The organism is Paenarthrobacter sp. R1 (assembly GCF_030264015.1).
GTDB classification, from domain to species: Bacteria; Actinomycetota; Actinomycetes; order Actinomycetales; family Micrococcaceae; genus Arthrobacter; species Arthrobacter ureafaciens.
In genome coordinates this window covers 1,096,732-1,121,391 of the sequence record NZ_CP127115.1, presented here as the reverse complement: position 1 = coordinate 1,121,391, position 24,660 = coordinate 1,096,732, and the positions used below count along the sequence as shown (strand labels likewise).

The 24,660-nt window shown below is 64.4% G+C and carries 22 protein-coding genes; 13 read left to right on the top strand and 9 right to left on the bottom strand.

The window, feature by feature from the left end; genetic code table 11:
• Positions 1-172: 172 nt before the first annotated feature.
• The gene (locus tag QN084_RS05385) at positions 173-1,084 is read right to left on the bottom strand and encodes a phosphatase PAP2 family protein (RefSeq protein ID WP_170828567.1); all 912 of its coding nucleotides are present in this window, start codon (positions 1,082-1,084) and stop codon (positions 173-175) included.
• A gap of 156 nt (positions 1,085-1,240) precedes the next feature.
• Here QN084_RS05385 and QN084_RS05380 point away from each other — a divergent pair, with 156 nt between their 5' ends.
• The 4 genes from QN084_RS05380 to QN084_RS05365 are packed head-to-tail and all read left to right on the top strand — an operon-like array spanning position 1,241 to position 5,922.
• On the top strand, positions 1,241-2,659 hold the full coding sequence (locus QN084_RS05380; protein WP_069695844.1) for an ABC transporter substrate-binding protein: 1,419 nt from the start codon (positions 1,241-1,243) through the stop codon (positions 2,657-2,659).
• Positions 2,656-3,606, top strand: coding sequence for a carbohydrate ABC transporter permease (locus QN084_RS05375; RefSeq protein WP_069695843.1), 951 nt, complete (start codon positions 2,656-2,658; stop codon positions 3,604-3,606). Before QN084_RS05380 ends, QN084_RS05375 begins: the two co-directional genes overlap by 4 nt.
• A gap of 8 nt (positions 3,607-3,614) precedes the next feature.
• Positions 3,615-4,487, top strand: coding sequence for a carbohydrate ABC transporter permease (locus QN084_RS05370; RefSeq protein ID WP_021472267.1), 873 nt, complete (start codon positions 3,615-3,617; stop codon positions 4,485-4,487).
• Positions 4,488-4,512: 25 nt separating this feature from the next.
• Complete coding sequence (locus QN084_RS05365; protein ID WP_069695842.1) at positions 4,513-5,922, top strand: glycoside hydrolase family 32 protein; 1,410 nt, start codon at positions 4,513-4,515, stop codon at positions 5,920-5,922.
• A 109-nt stretch (positions 5,923-6,031) separates the two neighbouring features.
• Here the strand turns inward: QN084_RS05365 and QN084_RS05360 are convergent, their stop codons facing one another.
• Together QN084_RS05360 and QN084_RS05355 are read right to left on the bottom strand one after the other, a co-directional pair.
• Complete coding sequence (locus QN084_RS05360; RefSeq protein WP_069695841.1) at positions 6,032-7,081, bottom strand: LacI family DNA-binding transcriptional regulator; 1,050 nt, start codon at positions 7,079-7,081, stop codon at positions 6,032-6,034.
• A gap of 76 nt (positions 7,082-7,157) precedes the next feature.
• Positions 7,158-7,775, bottom strand: coding sequence for a DUF2510 domain-containing protein (locus QN084_RS05355; RefSeq protein WP_069695840.1), 618 nt, complete (start codon positions 7,773-7,775; stop codon positions 7,158-7,160).
• A 102-nt stretch (positions 7,776-7,877) separates the two neighbouring features.
• On the opposite strand from QN084_RS05355, the gene QN084_RS05350 reads away from it, so the two are divergent.
• From QN084_RS05350 to menD, 4 genes are all read left to right on the top strand, one after another.
• Positions 7,878-8,483 carry a hypothetical protein gene (locus QN084_RS05350; RefSeq protein WP_031216517.1) on the top strand — a complete coding sequence of 202 codons (606 nt, stop codon included), beginning with the start codon at positions 7,878-7,880 and terminating at the stop codon, positions 8,481-8,483.
• A gap of 60 nt (positions 8,484-8,543) precedes the next feature.
• Complete coding sequence (locus QN084_RS05345; RefSeq protein WP_069695838.1) at positions 8,544-9,554, top strand: o-succinylbenzoate synthase; 1,011 nt, start codon at positions 8,544-8,546, stop codon at positions 9,552-9,554.
• Between the two features lie 73 nt (positions 9,555-9,627).
• Positions 9,628-11,712: a PhoX family protein gene (locus QN084_RS05340; RefSeq protein ID WP_069695837.1), complete on the top strand. Its 2,085-nt coding sequence runs from the start codon at positions 9,628-9,630 to the stop codon at positions 11,710-11,712.
• Positions 11,713-11,884: 172 nt separating this feature from the next.
• A complete protein-coding gene (gene menD / locus QN084_RS05335) occupies positions 11,885-13,591 on the top strand; it encodes a 2-succinyl-5-enolpyruvyl-6-hydroxy-3-cyclohexene-1-carboxylic-acid synthase (protein WP_069695836.1) in 1,707 nt (568 codons plus the stop codon).
• A gap of 76 nt (positions 13,592-13,667) precedes the next feature.
• Here menD and QN084_RS05330 read toward each other — a convergent pair whose 3' ends face one another.
• From QN084_RS05330 to QN084_RS05315, 4 genes are all read right to left on the bottom strand, one after another.
• Positions 13,668-14,450 (bottom strand): amino acid ABC transporter ATP-binding protein, encoded by a 783-nt coding sequence (locus tag QN084_RS05330; protein ID WP_021472275.1) that lies wholly within the window; start codon positions 14,448-14,450, stop codon positions 13,668-13,670.
• 11 nt (positions 14,451-14,461) lie between these two features.
• A complete protein-coding gene (locus QN084_RS05325) occupies positions 14,462-15,253 on the bottom strand; it encodes an amino acid ABC transporter permease (RefSeq protein WP_021472276.1) in 792 nt (263 codons plus the stop codon).
• A 112-nt stretch (positions 15,254-15,365) separates the two neighbouring features.
• The gene (locus QN084_RS05320; RefSeq protein ID WP_021472277.1) at positions 15,366-16,163 is read right to left on the bottom strand and encodes an ABC transporter substrate-binding protein; all 798 of its coding nucleotides are present in this window, start codon (positions 16,161-16,163) and stop codon (positions 15,366-15,368) included.
• Positions 16,164-16,321: 158 nt separating this feature from the next.
• The gene (locus QN084_RS05315; protein ID WP_069695835.1) at positions 16,322-17,671 is read right to left on the bottom strand and encodes an isochorismate synthase; all 1,350 of its coding nucleotides are present in this window, start codon (positions 17,669-17,671) and stop codon (positions 16,322-16,324) included.
• Positions 17,672-17,762: 91 nt separating this feature from the next.
• On the opposite strand from QN084_RS05315, the gene QN084_RS05310 reads away from it, so the two are divergent.
• The 4 genes from QN084_RS05310 (at position 17,763) to QN084_RS05295 (ending at position 22,397) form a co-directional block, all read left to right on the top strand.
• On the top strand, positions 17,763-18,533 hold the full coding sequence (locus tag QN084_RS05310; protein WP_031216520.1) for a demethylmenaquinone methyltransferase: 771 nt from the start codon (positions 17,763-17,765) through the stop codon (positions 18,531-18,533).
• A gap of 19 nt (positions 18,534-18,552) precedes the next feature.
• Positions 18,553-19,896, top strand: a complete 1,344-nt coding sequence (locus QN084_RS05305) for a geranylgeranyl reductase family protein (protein ID WP_069695834.1) — start codon at positions 18,553-18,555, stop codon at positions 19,894-19,896.
• A 9-nt stretch (positions 19,897-19,905) separates the two neighbouring features.
• Positions 19,906-21,009, top strand: a complete 1,104-nt coding sequence (locus QN084_RS05300; protein WP_069695833.1) for a polyprenyl synthetase family protein — start codon at positions 19,906-19,908, stop codon at positions 21,007-21,009.
• A gap of 521 nt (positions 21,010-21,530) precedes the next feature.
• Positions 21,531-22,397, top strand: a complete 867-nt coding sequence (locus QN084_RS05295) for a type IV toxin-antitoxin system AbiEi family antitoxin domain-containing protein (protein ID WP_069695832.1) — start codon at positions 21,531-21,533, stop codon at positions 22,395-22,397.
• A 254-nt stretch (positions 22,398-22,651) separates the two neighbouring features.
• On the opposite strand, the gene QN084_RS05290 is transcribed toward QN084_RS05295, so the two are convergent.
• On the bottom strand, positions 22,652-23,074 hold the full coding sequence (locus QN084_RS05290; RefSeq protein WP_021472283.1) for a hypothetical protein: 423 nt from the start codon (positions 23,072-23,074) through the stop codon (positions 22,652-22,654).
• A gap of 13 nt (positions 23,075-23,087) precedes the next feature.
• Positions 23,088-23,759, bottom strand: coding sequence for a trimeric intracellular cation channel family protein (locus tag QN084_RS05285; RefSeq protein WP_069695831.1), 672 nt, complete (start codon positions 23,757-23,759; stop codon positions 23,088-23,090).
• Positions 23,760-23,823: 64 nt separating this feature from the next.
• Between QN084_RS05285 and QN084_RS05280 the strand changes: the two genes are divergently transcribed.
• Positions 23,824-24,519, top strand: coding sequence for a sirohydrochlorin chelatase (locus QN084_RS05280; protein ID WP_069695830.1), 696 nt, complete (start codon positions 23,824-23,826; stop codon positions 24,517-24,519).
• The last annotated feature ends 141 nt before the right edge of the window (positions 24,520-24,660 follow it).

Here is a 24,660-nt window from a genome sequence, read left to right as displayed (position 1 = left end):
GGTTCGGCGCCGGAACTGTAGAACACCAAAGACGATGGCAACGATCCCCATGATGCCCAACGCCCATAACCGTAAGCTGCTGTGGCCGATCAGCAATTGACTGGCAGCCGTCACGCTGGCAACAACGCCGAAGGCGAGCAGTAGCCACCAGGGGCGTCTCATGTCTGCGTACTCATCGCTTCCTCGCCGCCATGCCGAACAGCCAGATGCTGCCCAGCGCGGAGAGGTAGCCGGCGAGCACAATAAACGCAGTGCCGGCCCAGAAGTAGTCCACGGTGCTGTCCGTACTGAGCCCGGGCATGACTTGGAGCAGTGAGTACGCGGCAACGGCGCCTGCGGCCAGCACGGCGAAAACGGTGAGCATCACCCACAGCCGGGAGGACGCCCAGTGCTCTCCGTAACCACGCCACAGGTTCCATTGGTTTCCGCTGCGGAGGATCAGCCACCCGGCCGGGAGCATGACTGCGCCCACCACGAGGAAGGCCGCTACCACGTCGGCGGGACGGTGCCACTGGTTGATGAGCGTTGAAACGCCGGTGGCCACCGCGAACGTGCTGCCAAGGAAGCCGGCGAGGGGGCGCCAGCGCGGCGAAACCATGAGGAATACCGCGGCGGCGGCTGACGCGGCCAAAGTAGTGTGCCCTGAGGGGAGCGAGTTCAGCTCCAGCGTCTGGACGCCACGGTCCGGACGGTCCGGGATCAGGAACTTCAGCACCTGGGTTGCGACGTTGGCCGCTATGCAGGCCGCGACGGCGATGCCCGCGGCTGTCCAGCGCTGCCGGGCGACTGTCACGAACAAAACCACGACGGCGGCAATGACCAGGGAAGTGACTGGCAGCGCGTCCAGGAATCCCGTGGAGGCCTTGCCCGCCGAGCCGCTGAGTTCCTTCGCCTCGACCAGGGCTGACTCGTCGATGAACTGCCCCATGGTGGTGCGGACAAAGAAGTAGTACGTAGCGAATAAACCGACCATGCACGCGACGGTCAGCAGGCAGAACAAGAAGCCCGTGCCCGCGCCTGCTGCACGCTCCTTGAGTGGCCGTTTGCTCGACCTTCCGCCTACCCGGAACTGCTGGGAACTCATTGTTCCTACATTGCCATAATTCGCTGGATGCCTCATGTGAGCCGCACACGCGCCGCGGGGGCGATGGTGAGATTCAAGCAACTTTCCTGTGACGCTTGACACGTGTTAGGTGGCGGGTCTACAGTTCCTAACACGTGTTAGGAAGGGAAATTCAGAATGCCGGGAACCAATGGGCCTTTGCGTCAATTCACACGCAGGACAGCCCTCACAGCCCTCGGTGCCGGGATTGTTGGAGTGACGGCGGCGTCGTGGCCGCGACTCACGGGAACAGACATCCCCGGCCGGGGAGACAACAGCCTCAGCATCGCCATCATGGGCACCGCCGCGGACGCCGCAGCCCGCCAGAAAGTCATTGACGCCTTCGCCAAGGTCCACCCCGAGATCAAAGTCAAAGTCCAGGCCATCCAAGCCGTGGACTGGAAGGACTTCTTCACCAAGATCCTCACCATGGTGGCCGCAGGCACCCCGCCGGACGTTGTGTACGTGGCAACCGAAGGCGCCCAGCTTTTCGCCGAGAAGCTCGCCCACCCCTTGGACGACTACCTTCGTCGCGACGCCGCGGACATGAAGGAATACTTCGAGGACGTCCACCCCAGCCTGGTGGAAGCGTTCATGTACAAGGGCAGCCTGTTCCAGCTTCCCATCGACTGGAACGCAGCCAACATGTACTACAACACTGCGTCCCTGCGCGCGGCCGGGCTGGAACGCCCCGCCGAGGACTGGACCCACACGGACTTCCGCGCCACCCTCGCGGCGATGAAGAAGGCCAAACCGGCCGACTTCACGCCGTACTACTGGACCAACCGGCTCTTCGGCGGAGTGGTCCCGTGGCTCTACGCCAATGACACCAGCTTCCTCAAGGAAACAAAGTCCGGCGGCGGGGAATGGCTGTGGGACGGCTTCTACGGCAACGATCCCTCCCGCAGCCTCCGTTCCGGCGGCTACCAATGGCTCGAGCCCAACGCCGATGACCCCCGCGTCTTCGAATCCTTCGACTACCTCCGCGGACTGGTCAAGGACGGCCTCGGCGTCCGGCCCGAAGAAGGCGGCGGAAGCTCGCTGATCGGTCTCTTCGCCTCCAACCGCATAGGTACGACGCCGGCGGGCGGCTATTGGGTGCAAGGCCTCCACGAGGCGGGGATGACCGAGGACGGATTCGACGTCCAGTTCTTCCCCAAATGGCGGACCCAGCGGCACCAGTTCGGCACGGCCGGCTACGCGATCATGAAGACCGCCAAGGACAAGGACGCCGCTTGGGAATGGGTGAAGTTCAGCGCCAGCCTCGAAGCCATGCAGATCATTTTCCCGACGCCCAACACCACCCCGGCCCGCCGGTCCATGGCCAACCAGCAGCTCTACGCCGGCACAGGACCCCGCCACTGGAACGTCTTCTACGACACCCTGGACAAGTTCCCCACCACTGGCCCCATCCCGGCACCTCCCCAGCAGGCCGCCGTCGAGACCGCCCTCATGAAGAACGTATCCCTGGCTGTCAGCGGGGACGAGCGGCAACTCAAACAAGCACTCGAATCCATGCAACGCGATCTTGAACTGGCCTTGAGGAGGCAGCCATGAGCACTGTCACCCGTACCCCTACGGGCAATGCCCGGGCGTCGGCCCCCGGAAGCGGTCCAGCCTCCAAACGGAGCCGGGTCCAGCAACGGTGGCTTCCGTGGGCCTTCCTTGCCCCAACCATCGTTGGCATGGGCCTGTTCACCCTCCTGCCGATCGTGGCCTCCATAGCGCTCGCGTTCTTCCGCTGGGACATCATCTCGGCCCCGACGTTCGTGGGTTTCGATAACTTCGCCGAGGTTGTCCAGGACCCCACGGTCCGGGTGTCCTTCCTCAACACCATCGTGTTCGTCGTGGTGGCAGTGGCCCTCCAACTGGGGTTGGCGTTGGGCCTGGCGGTCATGGTCCAGGAAAAGCTCCCGGCCTGGCTCCGGGTCTTCTTCCGGTCGGCGTTCTTCTTCCCGCTGATCCTGTCCGCGGCGTCGGTCTCCATCTTCATGCGCTACCTGTTCAACGAGCAGTTCGGCGTAGTGAACTGGTTGCTTTCGCTGATCGGCATCCCCGCGGTTCCGTGGCTGACGACGCCAGGCGGGTCTGCCGCCGTCGTGATTCTTGTCTACGTGTGGCAGAACTTCGGGTTCTCTTTCCTGCTGTTCATCGGCGGCCTCGCCTCGATTCCGGTGGAAACCTACGAGGCCGCGTCCCTGGACGGTGCCACCGGTTGGCGCAAGCACTGGTACGTCACCTTGCCGCTCCTGAGCCCCACCACGCTGGTGGCTTCCGTGATGGCGATCATCAACGCCCTCCAAGTCTTCGATCAGCCCTACGTGCTCACCCGGGGCGGTCCCGGCGACTCCACCCGGACAGCCGTGATGGTGATCTTCGAGTCCGCGTTCCAGCGGCTCGAGTTCGGCCAGGCCTCGGCGATCGGCGTGATCCTCACCCTGATCATCATGGCCATCACGGCCCTGCAGTTCCGGCTCAGCAAACGATTCGTCTTCTACCAGTAAGGCCAGCCATGACCACCATTTCTGAACGTGTTGAAAGCACGGCCCGGCCTGTCCTGCGGAAGAAGCGCGACTGGTCCGTAGCCTGGCGGATCGTCGCCCTCCTGATCGCGTCCGTTTTTGTCCTGGGTCCCGTGCTCTGGACGCTGTCCACCTCGCTGCGGCCGCCGTCGGAATCCTTCAAACTGCCGCCCGCCTTCCTGCCGCTCAACCCGGACTTCACCTCCTACAGCCAGGTTTTCAAGCAGCTGAACATTCTGGGGCTGGTGCTGAACAGTGCGCTGGTGACCGGACTGATCGCCATCGGCCAGATGGTCACGGCAGCCTTGGCAGGGTACGCCTTCGCGCACCTTCGCTTCCGGGGACGTGGAGCGCTGTTCTCGATTGTGCTGGCCACCATGATGGTGCCGGCGCAGGTGACGATCGTTCCCGTGTTCATGCTGATCCGCGGCGTAGGCCTGTCGGACACGCTGCTCGCGCTGATCCTTCCGGCCATCCCGACGGCGTTCGGCACGTTCCTGATGCGGCAGTACTTCATGGGACTCCCGGCTGACCTCGCTGAAGCGGCAGCGATCGACGGCGCCTCACCCTGGCGGACGTTCCGTTCCGTGTACGCGCCGCTGGCGATGCCGGGCCTGGCGATCGTGGGCATTCTGGCCTTCAACTTCCACTGGAACGAGTTCTTCCGGCCGCTCATCATGACCATCTCCGAGCAAAACTTCACGCTCCCGCTCGGCCTGGTCTCGCTCCAAGGCAACCTCGGCACGGGAAGCATCTCCGTGGTGCTGGCCGGTGTTGTCCTCTCCATGATTCCCGCGCTGGTGGTGTTCATGTTCGGGCAGCGTGCGCTGCAGGACGGACTCACCGCAGGTACGGGCAAATAACCTCCACCTTGTGAAAGGCATTCCAATGACGGACCTTGCTCTTGTTTCTTCCCTCGCCCGTGCGGCTACGCACCCCGACCCGGCGTTCCCGCGCTTCCACCCGCGTCCGGCACAAGGCTGGATCAACGATCCCAACGGCGTCAGCTACATCGACGGCAAGTACCACGTCTTCTTCCAGTACAACCCGGACTCCGCCCGCCACCGCCTGATCCAGTGGGGACACGTCAGCTCCGCAGACCTGGTGCAGTGGGAAGAACACCCCGTTGCGTTGGTTCCCCAAGCCGGCGGGCCGGACTCGGCCGGATGCTGGACCGGCGTAGTCACGCTGGATGACGGAGTTCCCACGGCTGCGTACTCGGGCGTACAGGATCACGGAGGCCACTCGCAGGTAGTGATCGCCCGCGGCTCTTCCGACCTTGTTTCCTGGAACCAGGACGGCCACGTTGCTGCCTCCATGCCCACGGACCCCATGGTGACGGCCGTCCGGGATCCTTTCATCTTCCGCTTCAACGGCGCGCGCTACGCCGTCCAAGGCGCAGGTCTGGCCGACGGGCGGGCGGCATTGCTGCTCTACTCCGTGGAAGACTTGGAGCACTGGGAGTACAAAGGGATCTGGTTGACCTCCTCCGACCCCGTGGCCGCGATGCACGCACCGGCAGAGATCTGGGAGTGCCCGCAACTGGTGGAGGTGCCCGTTGCCGGCGGCGGTTCAACGTGGGTCATGATGTTCTCCCTCTGGCTCTCCGGCGACGACCACGAGCACGCCAACGGCGTGGGGCACCTGATCGGCTCCCTTTCCGCGGATCCGGAAACCGGGCTGCCCGTGTTTACTGCCGCTACGGGTGGCAAGTCCGATCTGGGACGCGACTTCTACGCGCCGCAGATCGTGCAGCTCGCATACAGCTCCCCGGCTGCTACCTCTGCTGCGTCCTCGGCTGCTGCCTTTGCTTCTGCCTTGATGTGGGGCTGGGCCAACGAAGGTCCCGGACGCGACGGCCGCCGGGGCCGCACCCAGGAAGAAATCGACGACGCCGGATGGTCGGGCGTGCTGACGCACCCGCGCCTTCTGTCTGTGGCTGATGGAGCGCTGGTTGTTGCTCCCGTGCCGGAGGTTTCGGCGTACCGGGGTGCTGCCGTGGCTTCTGACGCTTCGGGCTCAGTGGATGTTCCGGCGTTTGCAGAGGTGGGTGTCACGGGTTCCGGTCCCGTCTCCCTGCGGCTCGGGTCCGGCGCGGATGAGCAGCCTGTGTACTCCGGAGCGGTTGCCGCAGGGGAGGAGTTGCGGATCTTCATCGACGCCTCGCTGGTGGAGGTGTACCGCTCCGGATCCGTGGCAACCACACTCCGGGCGTACCCCTTGGCCGGGGAGGCATGGACGCTGGATCTTCCCGCCGGTGCCACCGCCGATGTGTGGAAACTGACCCTGCCTCGTTAGGCCATGTCGGTTGTGGGGCCCGCAAGTACCCAACTAGGTCGCATTAGTGCGCGTTTAGAAAGCTCAAAGCGCTCACAACTGCGACCTAGTTGGGTAAAGCGCGTGGGGTTCAGCGGGGTTCGGGACCAGTCGACTCGCGCAAGACCAAGCGGCAGGGGACCATCGTCTCAACGGTGGGCTCCGCCGTCGTGGTTTTACCGTCCTCGATGGCGTCCAGCAACCTGGTCATCGCTTCGCGGCCAATCTCGCGCAGGGGGAGGGCCATGGTGGTGAGGGCGGGGACCATGGTGTTGGCGATGCGGTGTTCGTCGTCGTAACCCATCACGGAGAGGTCGCCCGGGATGCTGAGGCCAAGGCGCGCGGCGGCGAGGACCACCCCGACGGCCAGCCTGTCGTTCGCGCACATGATGGCCGTGGGCCGCTCAGCCGGGACCACGCCGTCGAGCAATCGCATCGCTCCCTTGTAACCGTCGTCAATATCCCAGCCGGCGTGCGCTATCCGCGCCTCGGTGACCGGGAGCTGCGTGGAGGCGAAGGCCTCCCGGTAGCCCTCGATGCGGAGGGGCGAGGCGGGAGAATCCTCGGAACCGGCAAGGAAAGCGATGTCGCGGTGGCCGAACTGAATCAGATGCTCCGTGGCCTCGCGTCCGCCGGTGACTTCATCCGGGATGACGTGATGGAGGCGTGGCCGGGGATGGGCGTCGTAGCAATTGGCAAGGACAGACGGCACGCGCTCCATGCCCGGCGGAACTTCCAACGGTTTCAAGCCCACGGTCACGTACATCAAGCCGTCAACCTGCCGGTCGAGGAGCGTCTCGATCGCTCCCGCATCCCGGGCTGTATCGCGCTCGGTATCCATGACCACCGTGACAAAACCGCGGCTGCGGGCGACGTCGTCCGCGCCGCCGATGATGTTGCCGTCGAAGGGGCTGACCACCACTTCATCGGACAGGATCCCGATCACCCGCGAACGCTGGTTCCGCAGGCTAAGGGCGATCGCGTTGGGGGAGTAGTTCAGCTCCTGCGCCGCCAAACGGATGCGTTCCTGGCTTTCCTTGGCAACGTTTCCGTCGCCCCTGCCGTTGAGCACAAGGGAAACCGCGCTCCTGGACACCCCCGCCCTTTTGGCGACGTCCAGTGCGGTTGCCTTGCGGTTCATCGGGGTCCTTCCGTTCTTGCCTCGATTAGCAGTCTATCTAACGCGTGTGAGGCTGCGGACGTCGCCCGTCCCGTGTTTATGCGTTGACCGAGTAGCCGATCTGCGAGTAGAGCTGCGTCATGAAGTTGGAGAACCAGATGGCGGCAACGATGAAGGAGACCACTATCGTTCCGATGAGGACCCAGATTGGAGCCAAACCGCGGCCCGGAGCCACCTTCCGGACAATGACGGACCGGCCAATGACATAGACGGTTCCGCTCAGGAAGCACCAGGCCCAGTGGAAAGGCCGGACCACCCCGGAGCGGGAAAGGCGCTGGTAATCCAGATAGGCCAGGAAGACACTCACGCCCCACACCAGGAAGCTTGAGATCTGCATCAGGAAGAAGCCCGGGGTGTACATGGACGTGGGGTCAAAAGTGGTCCCTTGCCGGGTGTTCAAATACCGGAACTCGGGCTGCCACGTCAGCAACAGGAAGATTGCCACAAGCGGCAACAGAACAATGGCCCATATGAAGGGGTTGTAAACCGGGGTCTCGTTGCTGATCAGCGGCCGCTGGACAGGCATATACTGCGCTGATCCCGGAGCCACATTCTGGGTCCACTGCACCCCGTCCCACCAGCGCATCTGCTGGGGCTGTGAAGGATCCGGGTACCAACCCGGAGGAGTTGCTGAGCTGTTGAAACCCTGAGTCATGAGTCCCCCTTTTTAAGTGTCGAATCGAGGATATCGCGGTTGCGTCCTCTCGCTTCACAAGCAGTTCTCCACATTGACGGCAAGTCGGTGTATGCATGGATCATGACCTTCTTCGAGCCCGCTTCCGAGCCACCGGAACGGTTTCATCAGTCCGCTCCGCCACGCCCGGGCTGGGCGGGACCGCCGTCTGACGAACTGCCCGGCGTGGTGCACATCGGCGGGTTCATCTACGGCGACGACCGCATGGTGGTGGCCCTGAAATCCGCGGACGTCTACTCAACAGGTTGCGTTCTGGAATTCGTCTGGACGGCCCGCCGCGGCGGCAAGACAGGAAGCGAGTGGCGGGACACCATGGACCAGGCGTTCATCCCGCCGGGATCGCCGGTAGCCGCTGCATCCGGGCTGATGGTGGGAGTCGGATACGGGGACGGACGCAAGGCCCTCGCTTCAAGGCCGGGTCCCGCACTGTCCGAGGGGGACGAGGTGGAAGGTCCGGTCTTGTCGGTGCTGGGCGGCGGGGGAGCCGGCGGCAACGACGAGCAAGTCCACGGGACCGCCAGATACTGGCTCTGGCCGCTCCCCCTTGAAGCCGGCACAAAAGTGGTGGTGAAGTGGGATGGGCTCCGGATGCCCGAAAGCTCATTCAACCTTCCGCACGAGCGCTTGATTGCGGCGGTAGGCGACGTCCGGAAATTCTGGGTGGAGTAGTTCTCCACATAGCCTGGTTTGGCCGCCTCAAGGCCAAAAACCCGCCGGTACAGTGGCACTATGCTCCCTTCGCTTGAAGAATTACAGGAATCTGCCCGCGTTGTTTCGCTGCCCATGCGGGTCAAGTTCCGCGGCATTATGCAGCGGGAGACGCTCCTTCTGAAGGGACCTCTTGGGTGGGGCGAATTCTGTCCCTTTCCCGAATACGGGGACGACGAATCCTCCCGGTGGCTCGCTGCCGCCCTGGAAGCCGGCTGGCAGGGCTTCCCGCCGGCCCTGCGGGACACCATTCCGGTGAACGCCACCGTCCCGGCCGTTTCCGCTGACCGGGTATCGGACGTGCTGGCCCGGTTCGGACGCGTGGACGCGGTGAAGGTCAAAGTGGCAGAACGCGGGCAGGACGTGGCGGAGGACATCGCCAGGGTCACCGCAGTTCGTGAAGCGTTGCCCGATGCTTCCATCCGGGTGGACGCGAACGGCGGTTGGGATGTTGGTCAGGCCGTCGGCGCGTTGGGCAGGCTCTCGGCTGTTGGGCTCGAATACGCCGAACAGCCTGTCCCCTCCATTGAAGGCTTGGCAGAGGTACGGCGCCGTCTTGCAGCAACGGGAATTCCCGTGCCCATCGCTGCCGACGAAAGCGTCCGCAAGGAAGAGGACCCCCTTCGGGTAGCAAAGGCCGGCGCTGCCGACCTCATAGTGGTCAAAGTAGCGCCGCTTGGGGGAGTCGCACGCGCCCTGGACATCGTCGCCCATGCCGGCCTGCCCGCCGTCGTCAGCTCCGCCCTGGATACCTCGGTTGGAATCCGCGCCGGGCTCGCGCTCGCAGCCGCACTGCCAACGCTGCCCTACGCCTGCGGCCTCGGCACGGTTTCCTTGTTCGCCTCGGACATAACGTTGGACCCCTTGGTAGCCGACGACGGCGCCATCCGCCTCCGCGAGGCAGTCGCCGATCCCGGGCTGCTGGAGCAGTACGCAGCTACCGGGGAACGCCGGGACTGGTGGTTGGACCGCCTGGGCCGGGTCCATGCAGTCCTGGAGGCGGCCCCCGGCAATCTGTTCACCAAGCCTTAACCGGAATGTCCTTCCAGCGTTGGGTTCCGCTGAAAGGCTCAGCGGGAACCTCGTACAAGTCTGGAAGGTCCCCATGTCTGAAACAACCCGTCGCACGTTCCCGCTGTTGCCCATGCTCGGCCACACGAAGGGAAAGCGGAGCGCGGTCACCTGTGCCCTCAAGTGCGACAACGCTTGTGCTGGCGATGTCTGCAACACCAGCTCCAACGGTTACTTCCGTGACATCGCCTCAACCGCCATGTCCCGCCGCGCCGCCCTTGGCCTGGGCGCCGCCGGGGCGCTCGCCGTCGTACTTGGCGGAACGGGTACCGACGCCGCCGTGGCTGACTCCGGCAGCGGACTTTCCGACGCCGTAAAGAAGGGATTCGGCAAGTCCAAACTCACGTTTGCACCCATCAAACCCGTGGACGCCGCGGTTGATGCATTTACCGTGCCGGAAGGTTTCGAGTGGAGGCCGATCATCCGCTGGGGCGATCCGCTGTTCGCTGATTCACCGGCCTTCGATCTCAACAACCAGACCGCCGCCGCCCAGGCCCGCCAGTTCGGTTACAACAACGACTACACGGATATCCTCCCGATCCCGGGCTCCAAGGACCGCCGGGCAGTCCTGTTCACCAACCACGAGTACACCAATGAGAACCTCATGCTGCCCGTCGGCTTTGACGCGGCAGAAGCGCGGGCTATCGGCCGTGCCGCCCACGGCCTGGCTGTTGTGGAGCTCGAGCGGAAGAACAAGAACAAGCCGTGGAACTACGTCAAGGGCGCACCCCTCAACCGTCGTTTCCTGACGGACACTATCTATGAACTTACTGGTCCCGCGGCTGGCACCAACCTGGTCACCACCATCGATGACCCCGCAGGCCGGTGGATCAAGGGAACCCTGGGCAACTGCTCCGGAGGCACCACCCCGTGGGGCACTATCTTGTCCGGTGAAGAAAACTTCAACGGGTACTTCGCAGCGCCGGGATCCTCGGCAGAGGACAAGCGCTACGGCCTGGCCGCGAAGCCCACCACGCGTCAGTGGGAACTCGACGAACCCCGTTTCGATACCCGGAACCCCGGCTACGCCAACGAGTCCAACCGCTTCGGCTGGATAGTGGAAGTTGATCCTTTCGACCCCTCGTCCACCCCCAAGAAGCACTCCGCCATGGGCCGTTTCAAACACGAAGGCGCCAACGTGATCGTCGCCCCCGACGGCCGCGTGGTGGCTTACATGGGCGACGACGAGCGCTTCGACTACCTCTACAAGTTCGTGTCCAAGGGTTTCTATAAGCCCGGCGACTCAGCCGATGCGCGCAAGAACAACATGAACCTGTTGTCCGAAGGTGACCTGTACGTTGCCCGGTTCACGGGCGATTCCCCGGCCTCGGAGATCGACGGTACCGGCAAACTTCCCGCCGATGGTGCCTTTGACGGCTCCGGTGAATGGCTCCCGTTGGTCGTGAACGGGCAGTCAGCTGTGCCGGGCATGTCCGTGGCCGAGGTACTTGTGTACACCCGTCTCGCGGCAGACAAGGTAGGCCCCACCAAGATGGACCGTTGCGAAGACGTGGAACCGAACCCGCTGACCGGCAAGGTCTATGTTGCCTGCACCAACAACTCGGACCGCGGAAAGACCGGCAAGGAAGGTGCCACGGAGGTCAACCCGCGCACACTGAACCGTGACGGTCACATCGTGGAAATCACCGAGGCTCCGGGCCAGACCGGCACGGCATTCAATTGGACCCTCCTGTTGGTTGCCGGCGATCCCGCAGCGAACGGGTCCACGTACTTCTCGGGCTTCCCGGCAGACAAGGTCTCGCCGATCTCCTGCCCGGACAACGTGGCCTTCGACTCCGTGGGCAACCTCTGGATTTCCACCGACGGTGCACCATCGGTGATCGGCTACAACGACGGCCTGTTCAAGGTCACCCTCGACGGACCGGAGCGTGGAAAGGTGGAGCAGTTCCTCTCTGTCCCGCGCGACGCCGAGACCTGTGGCCCGATCATCCACGACGACGAGCGGACAGTGTTCGTAGCCGTCCAGCACCCCGGCGAAGACGGCACATTCGCGGCCCCCAACTCGCTGTTCCCGGACTACGTCGGTGCCGGATCCACCCCGGCGCCCGGTGCGGCCCGCGCCCCGCGACCCTCGATCGTCCAAGTGTCCCGCAAGTAGCCCCGGGTGATAGAGCGTTTCGAATACGGCGTTGTTATGTGATAGAGCGTCCATCAATTCCGTTGCTCTGTCACTTCCCGTCGGGTTTTGCCGGTTGCTCTTCCACATCCCGCCGGGTTTAACGGTTTCCTCTCGCACCGCGACAGGAGAACCGCGCCCATAGACTGGAACGGTGACTTCGCAGATCTCCCTGACCTCCCTTGGCGCCGCCCGGATCGCTGTAACGGCACTGCTCGACGGCGGTGTGCGGCACGTGGTGGTGGCGCCAGGTTCGCGCTCGGCACCGATGGCCTACGCCCTCGCCGAAGCCGAAGCCGCAGGGAGGGTCCACCTGCACGTCAGGATCGACGAGCGCGATGCCGGGTTCACGGGATTGGGCCTCGCCTTATCGACCGAAGCCCCCGCCGCCGTACTGACGACATCGGGGACCGCCGTCGGAAACCTCCTTCCTGCGGTGATGGAAGCGAACCATGCGGCCGTGCCGCTGATTGTCATATCGGCAGACCGGCCGGCGGAATTGCACGGAACCGGGGCCAACCAGACCACCACCCAACTGGACCTCTTCGGCGATCACGTACGGTTCGCCGTCGACGTCGCTGCGGGTGACAACCCGCAGCGCGCGGTGGCCACGGCCCTGTACGCGGCCACGGGCGCGTTGGAAGACACCCCGCCCGGTCCGGTCCAGGTGAACCTCGCCTTCCGCGACCCCCTGGTGCCGGAGGCGGGCGACGCCCTCCCGACCGCGGCGGGTCACGGACTCTTCCATTACGACGCCGGTCCGCAGGCGCTTGATCTTCCCGAAGCATCCGCCGGGCTTCCGGAGCGGCGCACGGTGGTGCTTGCAGGGCACGACGCCGGTCCCGTCGCCGAAGCTTTCGCGCGGGCCCACGGGTTGCCGTTACTGGCGGAGCCATCCTCGAATGCGCGGTTCGGGCCGAACTCCGTGGGCCCGTACCGGCTGCTGCTTGAGCACTTCGGTCCGGAATCGCCGGCGCCCATTGAGCGCGTCGTGCTGTTCGGCCGGCCCACGCTGTCCCGGCCCGTGGGCGCACTCTTGGCGCGCGAAGGCGTGGAATCGGTGATTTACCAGCCTGTTCCCGTCGCCTGGTACCAGGAAGGACGCCGAAGGGAAGCGCCGGTGGAAACGCTGCCCGGCTTGGGCGAATTCGCAGGCAGGGGCTCCTCGGAATGGCTTGATTCCTGGCTGCTGGCCGGTGCCGCAGCCCAGCACGCCCTTGACGGTGTGCTGGCCGAAGGAGCGGCCGCCACAGGGCCGTCGATCGGCGCAACTGTGTGGAAGCACGCCCGCGGAAAACTGGTGCTCGGCTCCTCCAACGGCATCCGCGACGTGGACCTTGCCGGTCAACCGCACCCCGACCCCATCGCAACGGTCTACGCCAACCGCGGACTCGCCGGCATCGATGGAACCTTGGCAACAGCCACCGGAATTGCCCTCGGCAGCGGACGCGAAACCACCGTCCTCCTGGGCGACGTCACCTTCCTCCACGACGTCGGCGGCCTGCTTCTGGGCAAGGGCGAACCGACTCCGGACCTTCGCATCGTGGTCCTCAACGACGCCGGCGGGGCCATCTTCGGGCTGCTCGAACACGGGGCAGTCGAGGACTCAGGCGCCTACGGCACCGCCGTCGAACGCCTTTTCGGCACCCCGCACGCAGTGGACCTTTCGGCGCTCGCGGCGGCTTACGGCGTCGGGCATCAAGCGGTGAGTACGACGGCGGAACTTGCCGAAGCGCTGAAGGCGCCGCTCAAGGGACGCAGCATTGTGGAAGTCCGCGCAGACCGGGTGGGACTGCGCGGACTTCATGCCCGGATCAAGGACGCTGTCTCGGCTGCGGTCGGTAAGGTGCTCGCTGCCTGAGGAACGCCCGAAACCCGTCGGGATGTGACAGAGGAACGCCCGAAACCCGTCGGGATGTGAGAGAGGAACGGAGGGGTTAGTCCTCTTCGACGCCGATGTGCGTGGGATCCAGGACGCGGCGCAGGAATTCCTTGGTCCGCGGCTGGGTGGGGGCGCTGATGACCTTCTCGGCCGGGCCTTCCTCCACCACGACGCCACCGTCCATGAACACGACGCGATCGGCGACTTCGCGGGCAAAGCCCATCTCGTGCGTGACCACCAGCATGGTCATTCCTTCCTGGGCCAGCTTGCGCATGACGGCCAGGACGTCGCCAACGGTCTCCGGGTCCAGCGCGGAGGTGGGCTCGTCGAAGAGCATCAGCTGCGGGTCCATGGACAGGGCGCGGGCGATGGCCACGCGCTGCTGCTGCCCGCCGGAGAGCTGGTCCGGGTAGCGCTCGGCGAGGTGTCCCAGGCCCACGCGTTCCAGGTTCCGCCGGGCTACCTCGCCTGCTTCTGCCTTGGAACGCTTGAGGACCTTGATCTGGGACACGGTGCAGTTGTCCAGGACGCTCAAGTGCGGGAAGAGGTTGAAGTGCTGGAACACCATTCCCACGCTTTGGCGCATGCGGTTGAGGTCGACGTCGGGATCGGTCGCCTCGAACTTGCCCACGTTGATGACGCCTGCGTTGGGCTGCTCAAGGAGGTTGACGCAGCGCAGCAGGGTGGACTTGCCGGAACCGGAGGGCCCGATCAGGCACACCACCTGGCCCGGTTCGACGGACAGCGAGATGCCCTTGAGGACCTCGTTGCTGCCGTAGGACTTGCGGAGGTCCTTGATGGTCACGCCCGCAGCGTGGACTGTAGCGGAGTTAGTCATGACGGTCCTGCCTATCGCTTGGTCCGCGCGGAGCGGCTTTCGAACTTCCGTGCCAGGAGGCTCAAGGGGATGGTGATGATCAGGTAGAAGGCACCTGCCACAAGCAGCGGCGTCAGGCCGGCGCCGAGGCTGGAGATACCGTCGCGGCCGAACTTGGTCAGTTCGTACTGCGATGCAGTCAGGCCCAGTACGTAGATCAGCGACGAGTCCTTGGTGAGCAGGATGATCTCGTTGGTCAACGGCGGGAGGACGATCTTGAACGCCTGGGGGATGACGATCGTGACCATCGCGCGCCAGTGCGGCATACCCAGCGATCGGGCGGCCTCCATCTGGCCCTTGGGCACGGCCTGCAGGCCTGCGCGGAGTGTTTCAGCGATGTAGGCCGCGGCCACCATGCCCAGGGAGACCATGACGATCACGTTGACGTCCCACTGGATTCCGAAGGCCAGCGGAACACCGTAACCGAAGGCGATGAAGACCAGCAGCGCGGGGACGCCGCGGAAGAACTCGATGTAGCCCGTGGCGATCCAGCGGTACAGCGGGAAGGAGGAGAGCTTCATCAGGGCCAGCAGAAGGCCGCCGGAGAGGCCGACTATGAAGCCGAGGGCCGTGTAGATAAGGGTGTTCTTGAGGCCGATCAGGAAGATGCCCGGGAACATCGGGCCGATCTTGGCGAAGTTGAAGACGCTGTTTCCCACCGTCTTCCAGTCCACGGCAAGGATCACGGCGGCCAGGACCACTACGAAGATTCCGGCCTGGACGTACAGACTGACTTTGGCGCGTTGACGTGCAGTCATTGCCATGGTGTTCTCACATTCATGTTGCGCAGTTGGGGCCCCGTACGAGCTGTCCTTTGCTGAACATCATCGGTACGGGGCCCCGCTTGCGTGGATCTTTAGGAGCCGGGGCTCGGAACTACTTGGCGGCCTCGCCGAACCAGGTGGTCTTGAACTTTTCGAGTGTGCCGTCGTCCGTGATGCGCTTCAGGGTCTTGTTCACGGCGTCGCCCATGGCGGTGTTGCCCTTCTTGTAGGCAATGCCGAGCTTCTCGCCGGTGGCGTAGTCTTCAACGCGCTTGAGGTTGGACTCGTCCTTGATGGCGTAGCCAAGCACGGACTGGTTGCCGACGGCGGCGTCGATGGTGCCTGCCTTGAGGGCCTGGACCAGGAGGCCGGAGTCTTCGAACTGCTGGGCGTCGAGGCCCTTGTCCTTGGCGTACTGGGCGCCGGTGGTTGCCTGCTGGACGCCCACCTTCTTGCCCTTTGCGCCGTCCAGGTTGGTGATTCCGGAGGAGGAGGAAGCCACGAGGGTCAGGTCGTCATCCATGTACGGCTCGGAGAAGTCCATGACGTTCTTGCGGACATCGGTGATGGAAACCGAGGAGATGGAGACGTCGCAGCCGGCCAGTGCGGTTCCGGTTTCGATTGCTTCGAAGGAGCTGTCCACCACGTTGAGTTCTGCGTTGAGGTCCTTGGCGAGCTCTGCGGCGATGTCCATGTCGAAGCCGACGTTCTTGCCGTCCTTCTGGAATTCAAACGGCTCGTAAGGAATGTCCGAACACACCGTGAGCTTGCCGGCGTTGATGAGCTGGGGGCCCGAACCCGAGGAAGCGGCCGGAGTGGACGAGCCACCACAAGCGGTCAGGGCAAGGGCGCCTGCTGCGAGAACGGCTGCCACCTTGGTGCCGGACAGAACCGAACGGGAGATCTGCATGTTTTTTACCTTTTGTTGCAGTGGATGCTGAACTGAGTCGGTTTTAGTGTAGCGCCGAACATGAGATGTGCATCACAGGAAACGAAGTTTCACTATTAGATAACCAGTTTAGCCAAGATACAAGTATCCTTACAGACCCTGTGTCCGGGATACCGGATTTACCGCCGGATACCCAGAGCTTCCAGCATGGGCCGGAACTTCGCCCACGTCTCAGCAAGCTCGGCCTCGGGCTGGGAACCCTCCACGATCCCGCACCCTGCGAACAGGCGAACAGTATTAGCGTCTTCAATCACTGCCCCGCGCAGGGCGATGCCCCATTCGCCGTTCCCGGCGGCGTCGAGCCAGCCGACCGGTCCGGCGTACGGGCCGCGGTCCAGGTGCTCGAGTTTGCGGATCAAAGCTCCGGCAACCTGGGTGGGCGTTCCGCACACTGCGGCGGTGGGGTGCAGCGCATTGATGAGGGCCAGGCAGGTGGGCACGTGCCCCTCGATATCGGCCAGCTCCGCCTTCACGTCCGAGGCCAGGTGCCACACGTTGGGCAGCTCCAGGATGAACGGCTCGCTGTGGGAGTTCATGGCCTCGGAAAAGGGTGCCAGCTGCCGGGTCAGGGAATCGATGGCAATCTCGTGCTCGTGCCGCTGCTTCTCAGAACCGGCCAGGACGCGCTCGGCATACTCCATGGGGGAGCCCTCGACGCCCTCGGCATCCCGACGGTCCAAGGTCCCGGCGAGTACGCGGGCCTGGGCGGTTCGGCCCTCCACCTGGATCAACATCTCCGGCGTCGCCCCCACCAAACCGTCAACGCCGTACGTCCAGCATTCCCGGTACCTGGCCGCGAGCTGGCGAAGCACCTCAGCCGCGCTGACGCCGTCCGGCAAGTTCGCAACGACGTCGCGCGCCAGCACCAGCTTCTCCAGCTTGCCGGCGCGGATTTCCTCCACCCCGTTGGTGACGGCCTCCATCCACGCGGCCTCGCTCAAGGAACCGCGGCCAAGCGAGCCCCGCGAACCGTTGAGCGCAGCAACCTCGGGCGAGGGCCCGACGTCGGACCCTCCCGCAGCGGGCTCGTCACCGCTGGCGTCGGACACCCAGCTTTCCAGGGCCGCCAGCACGCCCGCCTCGGTGAGGGGCGCGTCGTCGAACGTCAGCTGCGTGGCCCAGGCCCGGCCGTCACGCATGCCGACCACAAGTTCGGGGAGGATGAGGCGCGAAACGTGCGGAGACGTCTTGGAGAAAGCGAACGAGCCGAAGGCGACCGGACCCGTACCAGGAAGCTCCACCTGGTCTGTGATATCGGCCTCAAGAATCAAATGCCGCCACCACATATCGGCCTCGAGGAAACGGTCAGGGCCGGTGGCGTTGAACCGGGTCAGCTCGCCATAGCCCACCAGCCCGGCTTCGCGGCGTGACCAGCAAAGCACGTCATCGCGCACCAAAAACGACGGCAGCCCCCCTGAGGATGAATCAACATCGAGGGGGACTGTCAAAGTACGCAGAGTGCTGGTCATGATGGAACTACAGTACTCCCGGCCGCAAGCTGAACCCGCGCCGTCTTCTACAGCGCAGCAAACTCCGCGGAATGTCTGAGACAATTGCAGGGTGAACCGAGCATCCTTGGAAAAGCGTCCGGACGAAGTTGCGACGATGTTTGATGATGTCGCCCCAAAATACGACGTCGTCAATGATGTCCTCTCCATGGGGCAGACCCGTCGGTGGCGCCGGATCGTGGTGGATGCCATGGACGTCAAGGCAGGCCAGCGGGTCCTGGATCTCGCGGCTGGAACGGGCACCTCAAGCGAGCCCTACGCAGACGCCGGTGTGGACGTCGTCGCCTGCGACTTCTCCCTGGGGATGCTCAAAGTAGGCAAGCGCCGCCGCCCGGACATCGACTTCATCGCCGGGGATGCCACCAACCTCCCGTTCGCGGACAACAGCTTTGACGCCTCCACCATTTCCTTTGGCCTGCGCAACGTCGTGGAGCCGCGCAAGGCCTTGGAAGAGATGCTCAGGGTCACCAAGCCCGGCGGACGCCTGGTCATCGCCGAGTTCTCCCAGCCGGTCATTCCGCTGTGGCGCACCATGTACACCGAATACCTCATGCGCGCACTCCCGGCGATCGCCACCAAGGTCTCCTCCAACCCGGACGCCTACGTCTACCTGGCCGAGTCCATCCGCGCCTGGCCGGACCAGGACCACCTGGCCCAGTGGCTCGCCGACGCCGGCTGGACGGACATCACCTACCGCAACCTCAGTGGCGGCATCGTTGCCGTGCACCGCGCGCAGAAGCCGGCGGAGCACCGGGAAAGCGTGCCGGTCGCGAAGCTGCGCCGCCAGATCAAACCCCGCCGTACAGGCGCACAGTCCGGCTAAGTTGCTGATTTAGGACAACGTGAAAGTACTCATAGTTGGCGCGGGTCCCGCCGGGTCCACCGCCGCGTATTACCTCGCCCAGGCAGGCATCGACGTCACGGTGCTCGAAAAAACGGCTTTCCCCCGGGAAAAGGTGTGCGGCGACGGGCTCACGCCGCGCGCTGTCCGTGAGATCCAGAAGCTGGGACTCCCGCATTCCGAGGACGCCGGTTGGCGGCGGAACAAGGGCCTTCGACTCATTGCCGGCGGCCGCACCATCGAGCTGCCCTGGCCCGAGGTCTCCGATTTCCCCACCTACGGCCTGATCCGTACCCGGCTGGGCTTCGACGAATCCCTCGCCCGGCACGCGGAGTCCGCGGGCGCCGTCGTGCTTGAACGCCACAGCGTCACCAGCGCACTGCAGGACGACGACGGCCGGGTTATCGGCGCGCGCGCCGCCGTCCTGGACGAGTCCGGACGGAAGACGGGTGAGACGCGCGACTTCCTTGCCGACGTCGTACTGGCCGCGGACGGCAACTCGACGCGGACCGCAGTGTCCCTTGGAATGCACAAGCGCGACGACCGGCCCTTGGGCGTGGCCGTGCGCACCTATTTCACCTCGCCGCGCCATGACGACGACTGGATGGAAGGGTGGCTGGAGCTGCCCGGCAAGTCCGGAAAGCCGCTGCCCGGGTACGGTTGGGTCTTCGGCGTCGGCGACGGCACGTCCAACGTGGGCCTCGGGATCCTGAATTCGTCCAAGGAATTCGGCAAGCTCGACTACAAGCAGGTCCTGCGCGAATGGACCGCCGGGATGCCTGCCGAGTGGGGCTTCACCCCGGAGAACCAAGTGGGGGAGATCCGCGGTGCCGCGCTGCCCATGGTCTTCAACCGCACCCCGCACTACTCGCCCGGCCTGCTCCTGCTGGGGGACGCCGGCGGAATGGTTTCCCCCTTCAACGGTGAGGGCATTTCCTACGCCATGGAGTCGGCGCGGTTCGCCGCCGGGTTCCTGGTGGATTGTTCGTCCCGTTCCGCTTCTGCTGCTTGGTCAACGCACGACGCCGACGCGCACCTGTCGCGGTACGCGGACTACGTCCGGGACCAGTGGGGTTCGCACTTCACGCTCGGAAGGGCGTTTGCCTTCCTGATCGGCAAGCCTGCCGTGATGAAGCTGGCCCTGCGCACGGGCATGCCCATTCCTGTGCTGATGCGCTTTGTGGTTCGCCTGCTGGCAAACCTGACCGATTCGTCGGCGAAGGGTTTCGAGGACCGTGTGATCCGGGTGCTCGAAATGCTTGTTCCGCCGACATCCAACACTTCACCTGCCCTTGCTCGCAAGGCGGCAGGGTCTGACACCGCGGTTTCCGCACCAACTAGTTAGGGTTAATCCGTGACGAACTCTGCCGAACACAGCTGGACGCATGCCGGGCACGGCTTGCCGCAGACTGTTGAGCCCGCTCCCAACACCACCGCGATCGCCACCGGACTCCAGCTGCCCGCAGGTTTTGCCGCCATCGCAGGTGATCCCGAGCTGGGGCCCGCCATCACCACCAACCTTGCCCGGGTTGAGAAGAAGCTTCGCGAGGCCATCTCCAATTCCGATCCCTTGGCTGACGCGACGTCGCGCCACCTGGTGGAAGCGGGCGGCAAGCGCATCCGCCCCTTGTTGACCCTGCTGTGCGCGCATCTCGGCGATGCTTCGCGCCCCGAAGTGGTCCAGGCCGCCGTCGTAGTTGAATTGACCCACCTGGCCACCCTGTACCACGACGACGTCATGGACTCCGCACCCTTCCGGCGCGGTGCCCCCACGGCCCACGAAGTCTGGGGCAACTCCGTGGCCATCCTCACCGGTGACCTCATCTTCGCCCGTGCATCAATCCTGGTTTCCGAGCTGGGTTCGCGTGCACTTGGTATCCAGGCCCGCACCTTCGAACGCCTGTGCCTCGGCCAGCTCCACGAAACCGTTGGTCCCCGCGAGGACGAGGACGCCGTTGAACATTACCTCTCCGTCATCGCAGACAAGACCGGCTCGCTTGTTGCCGCGTCGGGGCAGCTCGGGGCGATCTTCGCCGGCGCTGACGCTGCGTTTGAAGATGTGCTGGTGGAATACGGCGAGAAGGTTGGCGTTGCCTTCCAGTTGGCCGACGACGTCATCGATGTCACCGGCGTGAAGGTCAAGTCCGGAAAGTCCCCGGGCACCGACCTCCGGGAAGGCGTGCCCACGTTGCCGGTCCTGCTGCTGCGTCGTGATGCTGCAGCCGGCGATGCCTCGGCCAGCGCCCTGCTGGAACTGGTGGACGGTGACCTGTCTTCCGACGCCGCCTTGGCCGACGCGGTTGCCGGCCTGCGCGAACACCCTGTCACTGCGGAGTCCTGGAAGATCGCCCGCGACTGGTCCGACCAAGCCATCGCCGCCCTGGCGCCGCTGCCGGAGGGTGTTGTGAAAGCGTCCCTGACCAACTTTGCGCACGCCGTGGTGGACCGTAGCAGCTAGGTTTTTTGTGTTCCCGGCAGGCACCTGACCCTTATGGGGAGGGTGCCTGCTTTTTTGTTGGCCGGGATGCCAGCTGGTTTGCTGGCTTGGATTTGTGGCCGGCTTTTGTTGGGCGGGCCGCCACGACCAACTTTGGTCTTGAAGAGGAACGCTCGGCCCCGTTTATGCGGCGTGTCCTGCATTTGCGGGTTCAAAGTGGGTGGCGGCGGCACGCATCCCTTTGCGAGGAACAGGCTCAAACGGAATGGCCCCGGCTCGCTGCAACGTTACGAGTCATACGCTGCACCGAACCGGGACCACAATCTCCGTTCGCATCAGACCCACCGGAGGCATTTAGTGGATCCGTGAATAGCTTATGACAACCCTGTCATATTTGCAACTTAGATGGTCAATGATTTTTTCCCAGGTGTGCAGCGGTTTACAGACCCCAAACTCAGTGCCCCGACTGCGGACCGGGAGGGTTATCCACATAGCCCACTTTGTGCCCGCGAGGCTCCTTCGGCGGACCTGACCATGGCCATATGGACATCGTCGATTTTCTCCGCAGCCGACATGGGGTTGCGACTACCAAAACCCTGTACACCGCTGGCTTTAGCCGTCGAGCCTTGGCCAAGGCAGTCGGATCCGGCCGGGTCGCCAGACTGCACCGCGGTGTGTACGTGTCCAAGGGCGCCGATCCGGACGTTGTGGCTGCGTTCCGTGCCAACGGTAAGCTGACGTGCGTTTCGGCGGCCCGCTTCTACGGGCTCTGGACCCTTCATGATGTCGCGGACCTGCATCTCAGCTGCGGCACGGGGTTGGCCCGGCGCCGCATAGTTCACCACGGCCAGTGCATCCATCCGGATCATCCCTATCTGCCGGTGGCTGGAGTTGCCGATGTACTGCTCCATGCACTGAGGTGCAGGCCGGAGCTCGAAGCCTTGGTCATGGTGCAGGCTGCTGTCAGCCAAGCACTTCTGGGCCCGGACTTTCTTCGGAGCAAACTGCCTGGCAATAGGAACGGACGGCTGAGGGCCATAGTGGATCTGGTTCTGCCAAGGGCGGACTCGCTTCTGGAAGTGCTGGCCCACACACACTTCACACGGGCCGGCCTTGAGGTTCAGATGCATGTGGATGTCCCCGGCGTGGGTGAAGTTGACTGCTTGATCGAGGATTGCCTGATCGTCGAATTGGACGGCGAGACACATTTCGAGGCGAAGCAGGTCAAAAAAGACCATTACCGGGACAACGCCTCCATCCGGGGCGGACGGCTGAGCCTGCACTATTACTACGCGGACGTGGTCTATCACCCGCAGCGGATGGTGGACGAAGTCCTCGAGGTGCTGGCGAACAGGGAAGCAGGTCGCTTCGGACCCTTCCGCTACATAGCCGGGCCGCCGCCGTCGTGATTGAAACCAGACGACTGGGCCCCGCAATAAGGCCCCGACTGCGTGCCGCCACCACCAACTTTGGAACGGCGGGCTCCCCGAAACCCGCTTGGGACGGCGTGTCGCTGGGCATCGCGGCTCAAAGTGGGTCGTGGCGGCCCGCCGCCCCCGGCAAACCGGCAAACAGCCAAGCAAAGCCAAACAAAAGACAGCCCCCGCCAACCACAAAGGCTGCGTGGGCGCCGGGGGCCGGGAAGAAAGGAAGCTGGGAAGCCCTAGTCTTCGTCGTTGAAGGCCCAATCGAACATGTCGAAGACGAACTCGGAGAAGGTGCCTTCCTCGCTCTTCCACTGGCCGCGGGCGTTGTTGCGGCGGTAGACGATGGGGTCCGGGATGCCGAGGTCCGCCACGCGGAAGCCCCAGGTGAACTGTTCGTCCTCGTCCTCAAGGAACATGAGGAAGCCCTCGTCATCAACTTCAAGTTCCTCGGGGTCCCAGAAGTAGTGGTAGGCCTCCATGAGGTCCTCGCAGCCACCCAAAGCAAGGTAGAACTCGCGGAGAACCAAGGGGATGGTGAAGGAGTGCTCGGACAGGGCGTCGTCCAATTCCTCAGGCGTCAGGCCGTCTTCTTCCTGCCATTCATCCTCGAGATACTTTGGGACCAGCGCGCGGAACTTCTCGAGGAACATGTCAGTCATGCTCCCATCCTAGCTAATCCCGGACCCCGGAATTTCCGCCGGATCCGGCCCCCGCGCGGTGCCATCCGCGGACCGCCAGCGGCACGTACCAGCCGCGTCGCCAGGCCGTCACCCGGAAGGCAAAAACGACGGCGGCAATCACGCCGGCGATCAGCCCGCTGAAGACGCCGAGGTGCCAGGCCAAGGTGGTCAAACCAGCCCCGACAAACGCGGGTAAGGCGTAGATATCGCGGTTGTCGAACAGGGTGGGGATCTCGTTGGCGGTGATGTCGCGCAGAAGCCCGCCGCCGACGGCCGTGGTCACGCCCAGGAGGATGCAGGTCACCGGGTTCATGCCCGCAGTGATGGCCTTCAACGTTCCGGTGATGCAAAACAAACCCAGCCCGGCGGCGTCGAACAGTATCAGCAGCGACGTGAAGCGTTGGACCGAGGAGAAAAGGAAATAGACCAGACCGGCAGCCAGCAGGGGCGGGGCCAGATAGGCGGGGTTGGTGAAAGCGACAGGGGGAGCGGTGTTGAGAATGACGTCGCGGATGACGCCGCCGCCCAGGGCCGCAATGGAGGCGAGCAACACCGAACCGAGCACGTCGAACTGTTTCCGCGCCGCCAGCAGCGACCCGGAGACGGCGAAGAAGAACACGCCCACGAGGTCGAGCCAGAGAAGAACAATGTCAATGGAAATCAACTGAACGGGTTCTTTCTTGAGCGGGCTTCTCAACAGGTGCTGGCTCAACGTTACGCTAGCTCCCATGAACAGCCCCGTCTTGATCGCCTGTGCCCATGGAACCCGCAACGCAGAAGGGCAGGCAGCCATCCGCAAAGTCATGGCTGACATCGAAGATCTGCGTCCGGGGCTGCAGGTCCTTGAGGCGTACGTCGATGTCCAGGAGCCGGAGCTGTCCGGGGTGGTGGAGGGCCTGCCCGAGGGGACGGCCGCCGTCGTCGTGCCTCTTTTGCTCTCCACCGGTTTCCATATCAAGGTGGACGTCCCCAAAGCGATCAAGAGCCGTCCCGAAGTAGTGGCCGCCAGGCCGCTGGGTCCGGACCCCCGGCTGGCCGAACTGTTGGCCAAGCACCTGCGCGCTGCGGGCCTGCAGGACCGCGACGGCGTCCTGCTGGCTGCCGCTGGATCGTCACTTCCGGATGGGTCGGTGGACTCGGAAGAGCAGGCGCGCCTGCTGGCTGAACTGCTGCCGAACAAAGTCCGGGTGGCCTATGGCGCCAGCGCAGAACCGAACGTGCCCGACGGCGTCGCATCCTTGCGTGCCGAACTCTCGCAGGACGGTGGCCGGGTCTTCATCGCGTCCTACTTGCTGGCAACCGGGTATTTCCACGACCAGTTGTTCAAGGCCGGCGCCGATGTTGTGACTGCTCCGCTGCTGCCGTCGCCGGTCCTGGCCGAGATTGCGCTGGAACGGTACGACGCGGTGCTGGCGGGCCGCTGAAGTCCTCCCGCGGCCGGCAGAGCGAACCTGCACAGGAACCCCTCTTGGACAAGGCCGCAGCGGTGTTCATGACGAAGTGTTTCCTTAGGTGACTCAACATTTCCCGACCTTTGCTGGCGAAATCGGGCCACCCCTAACCTC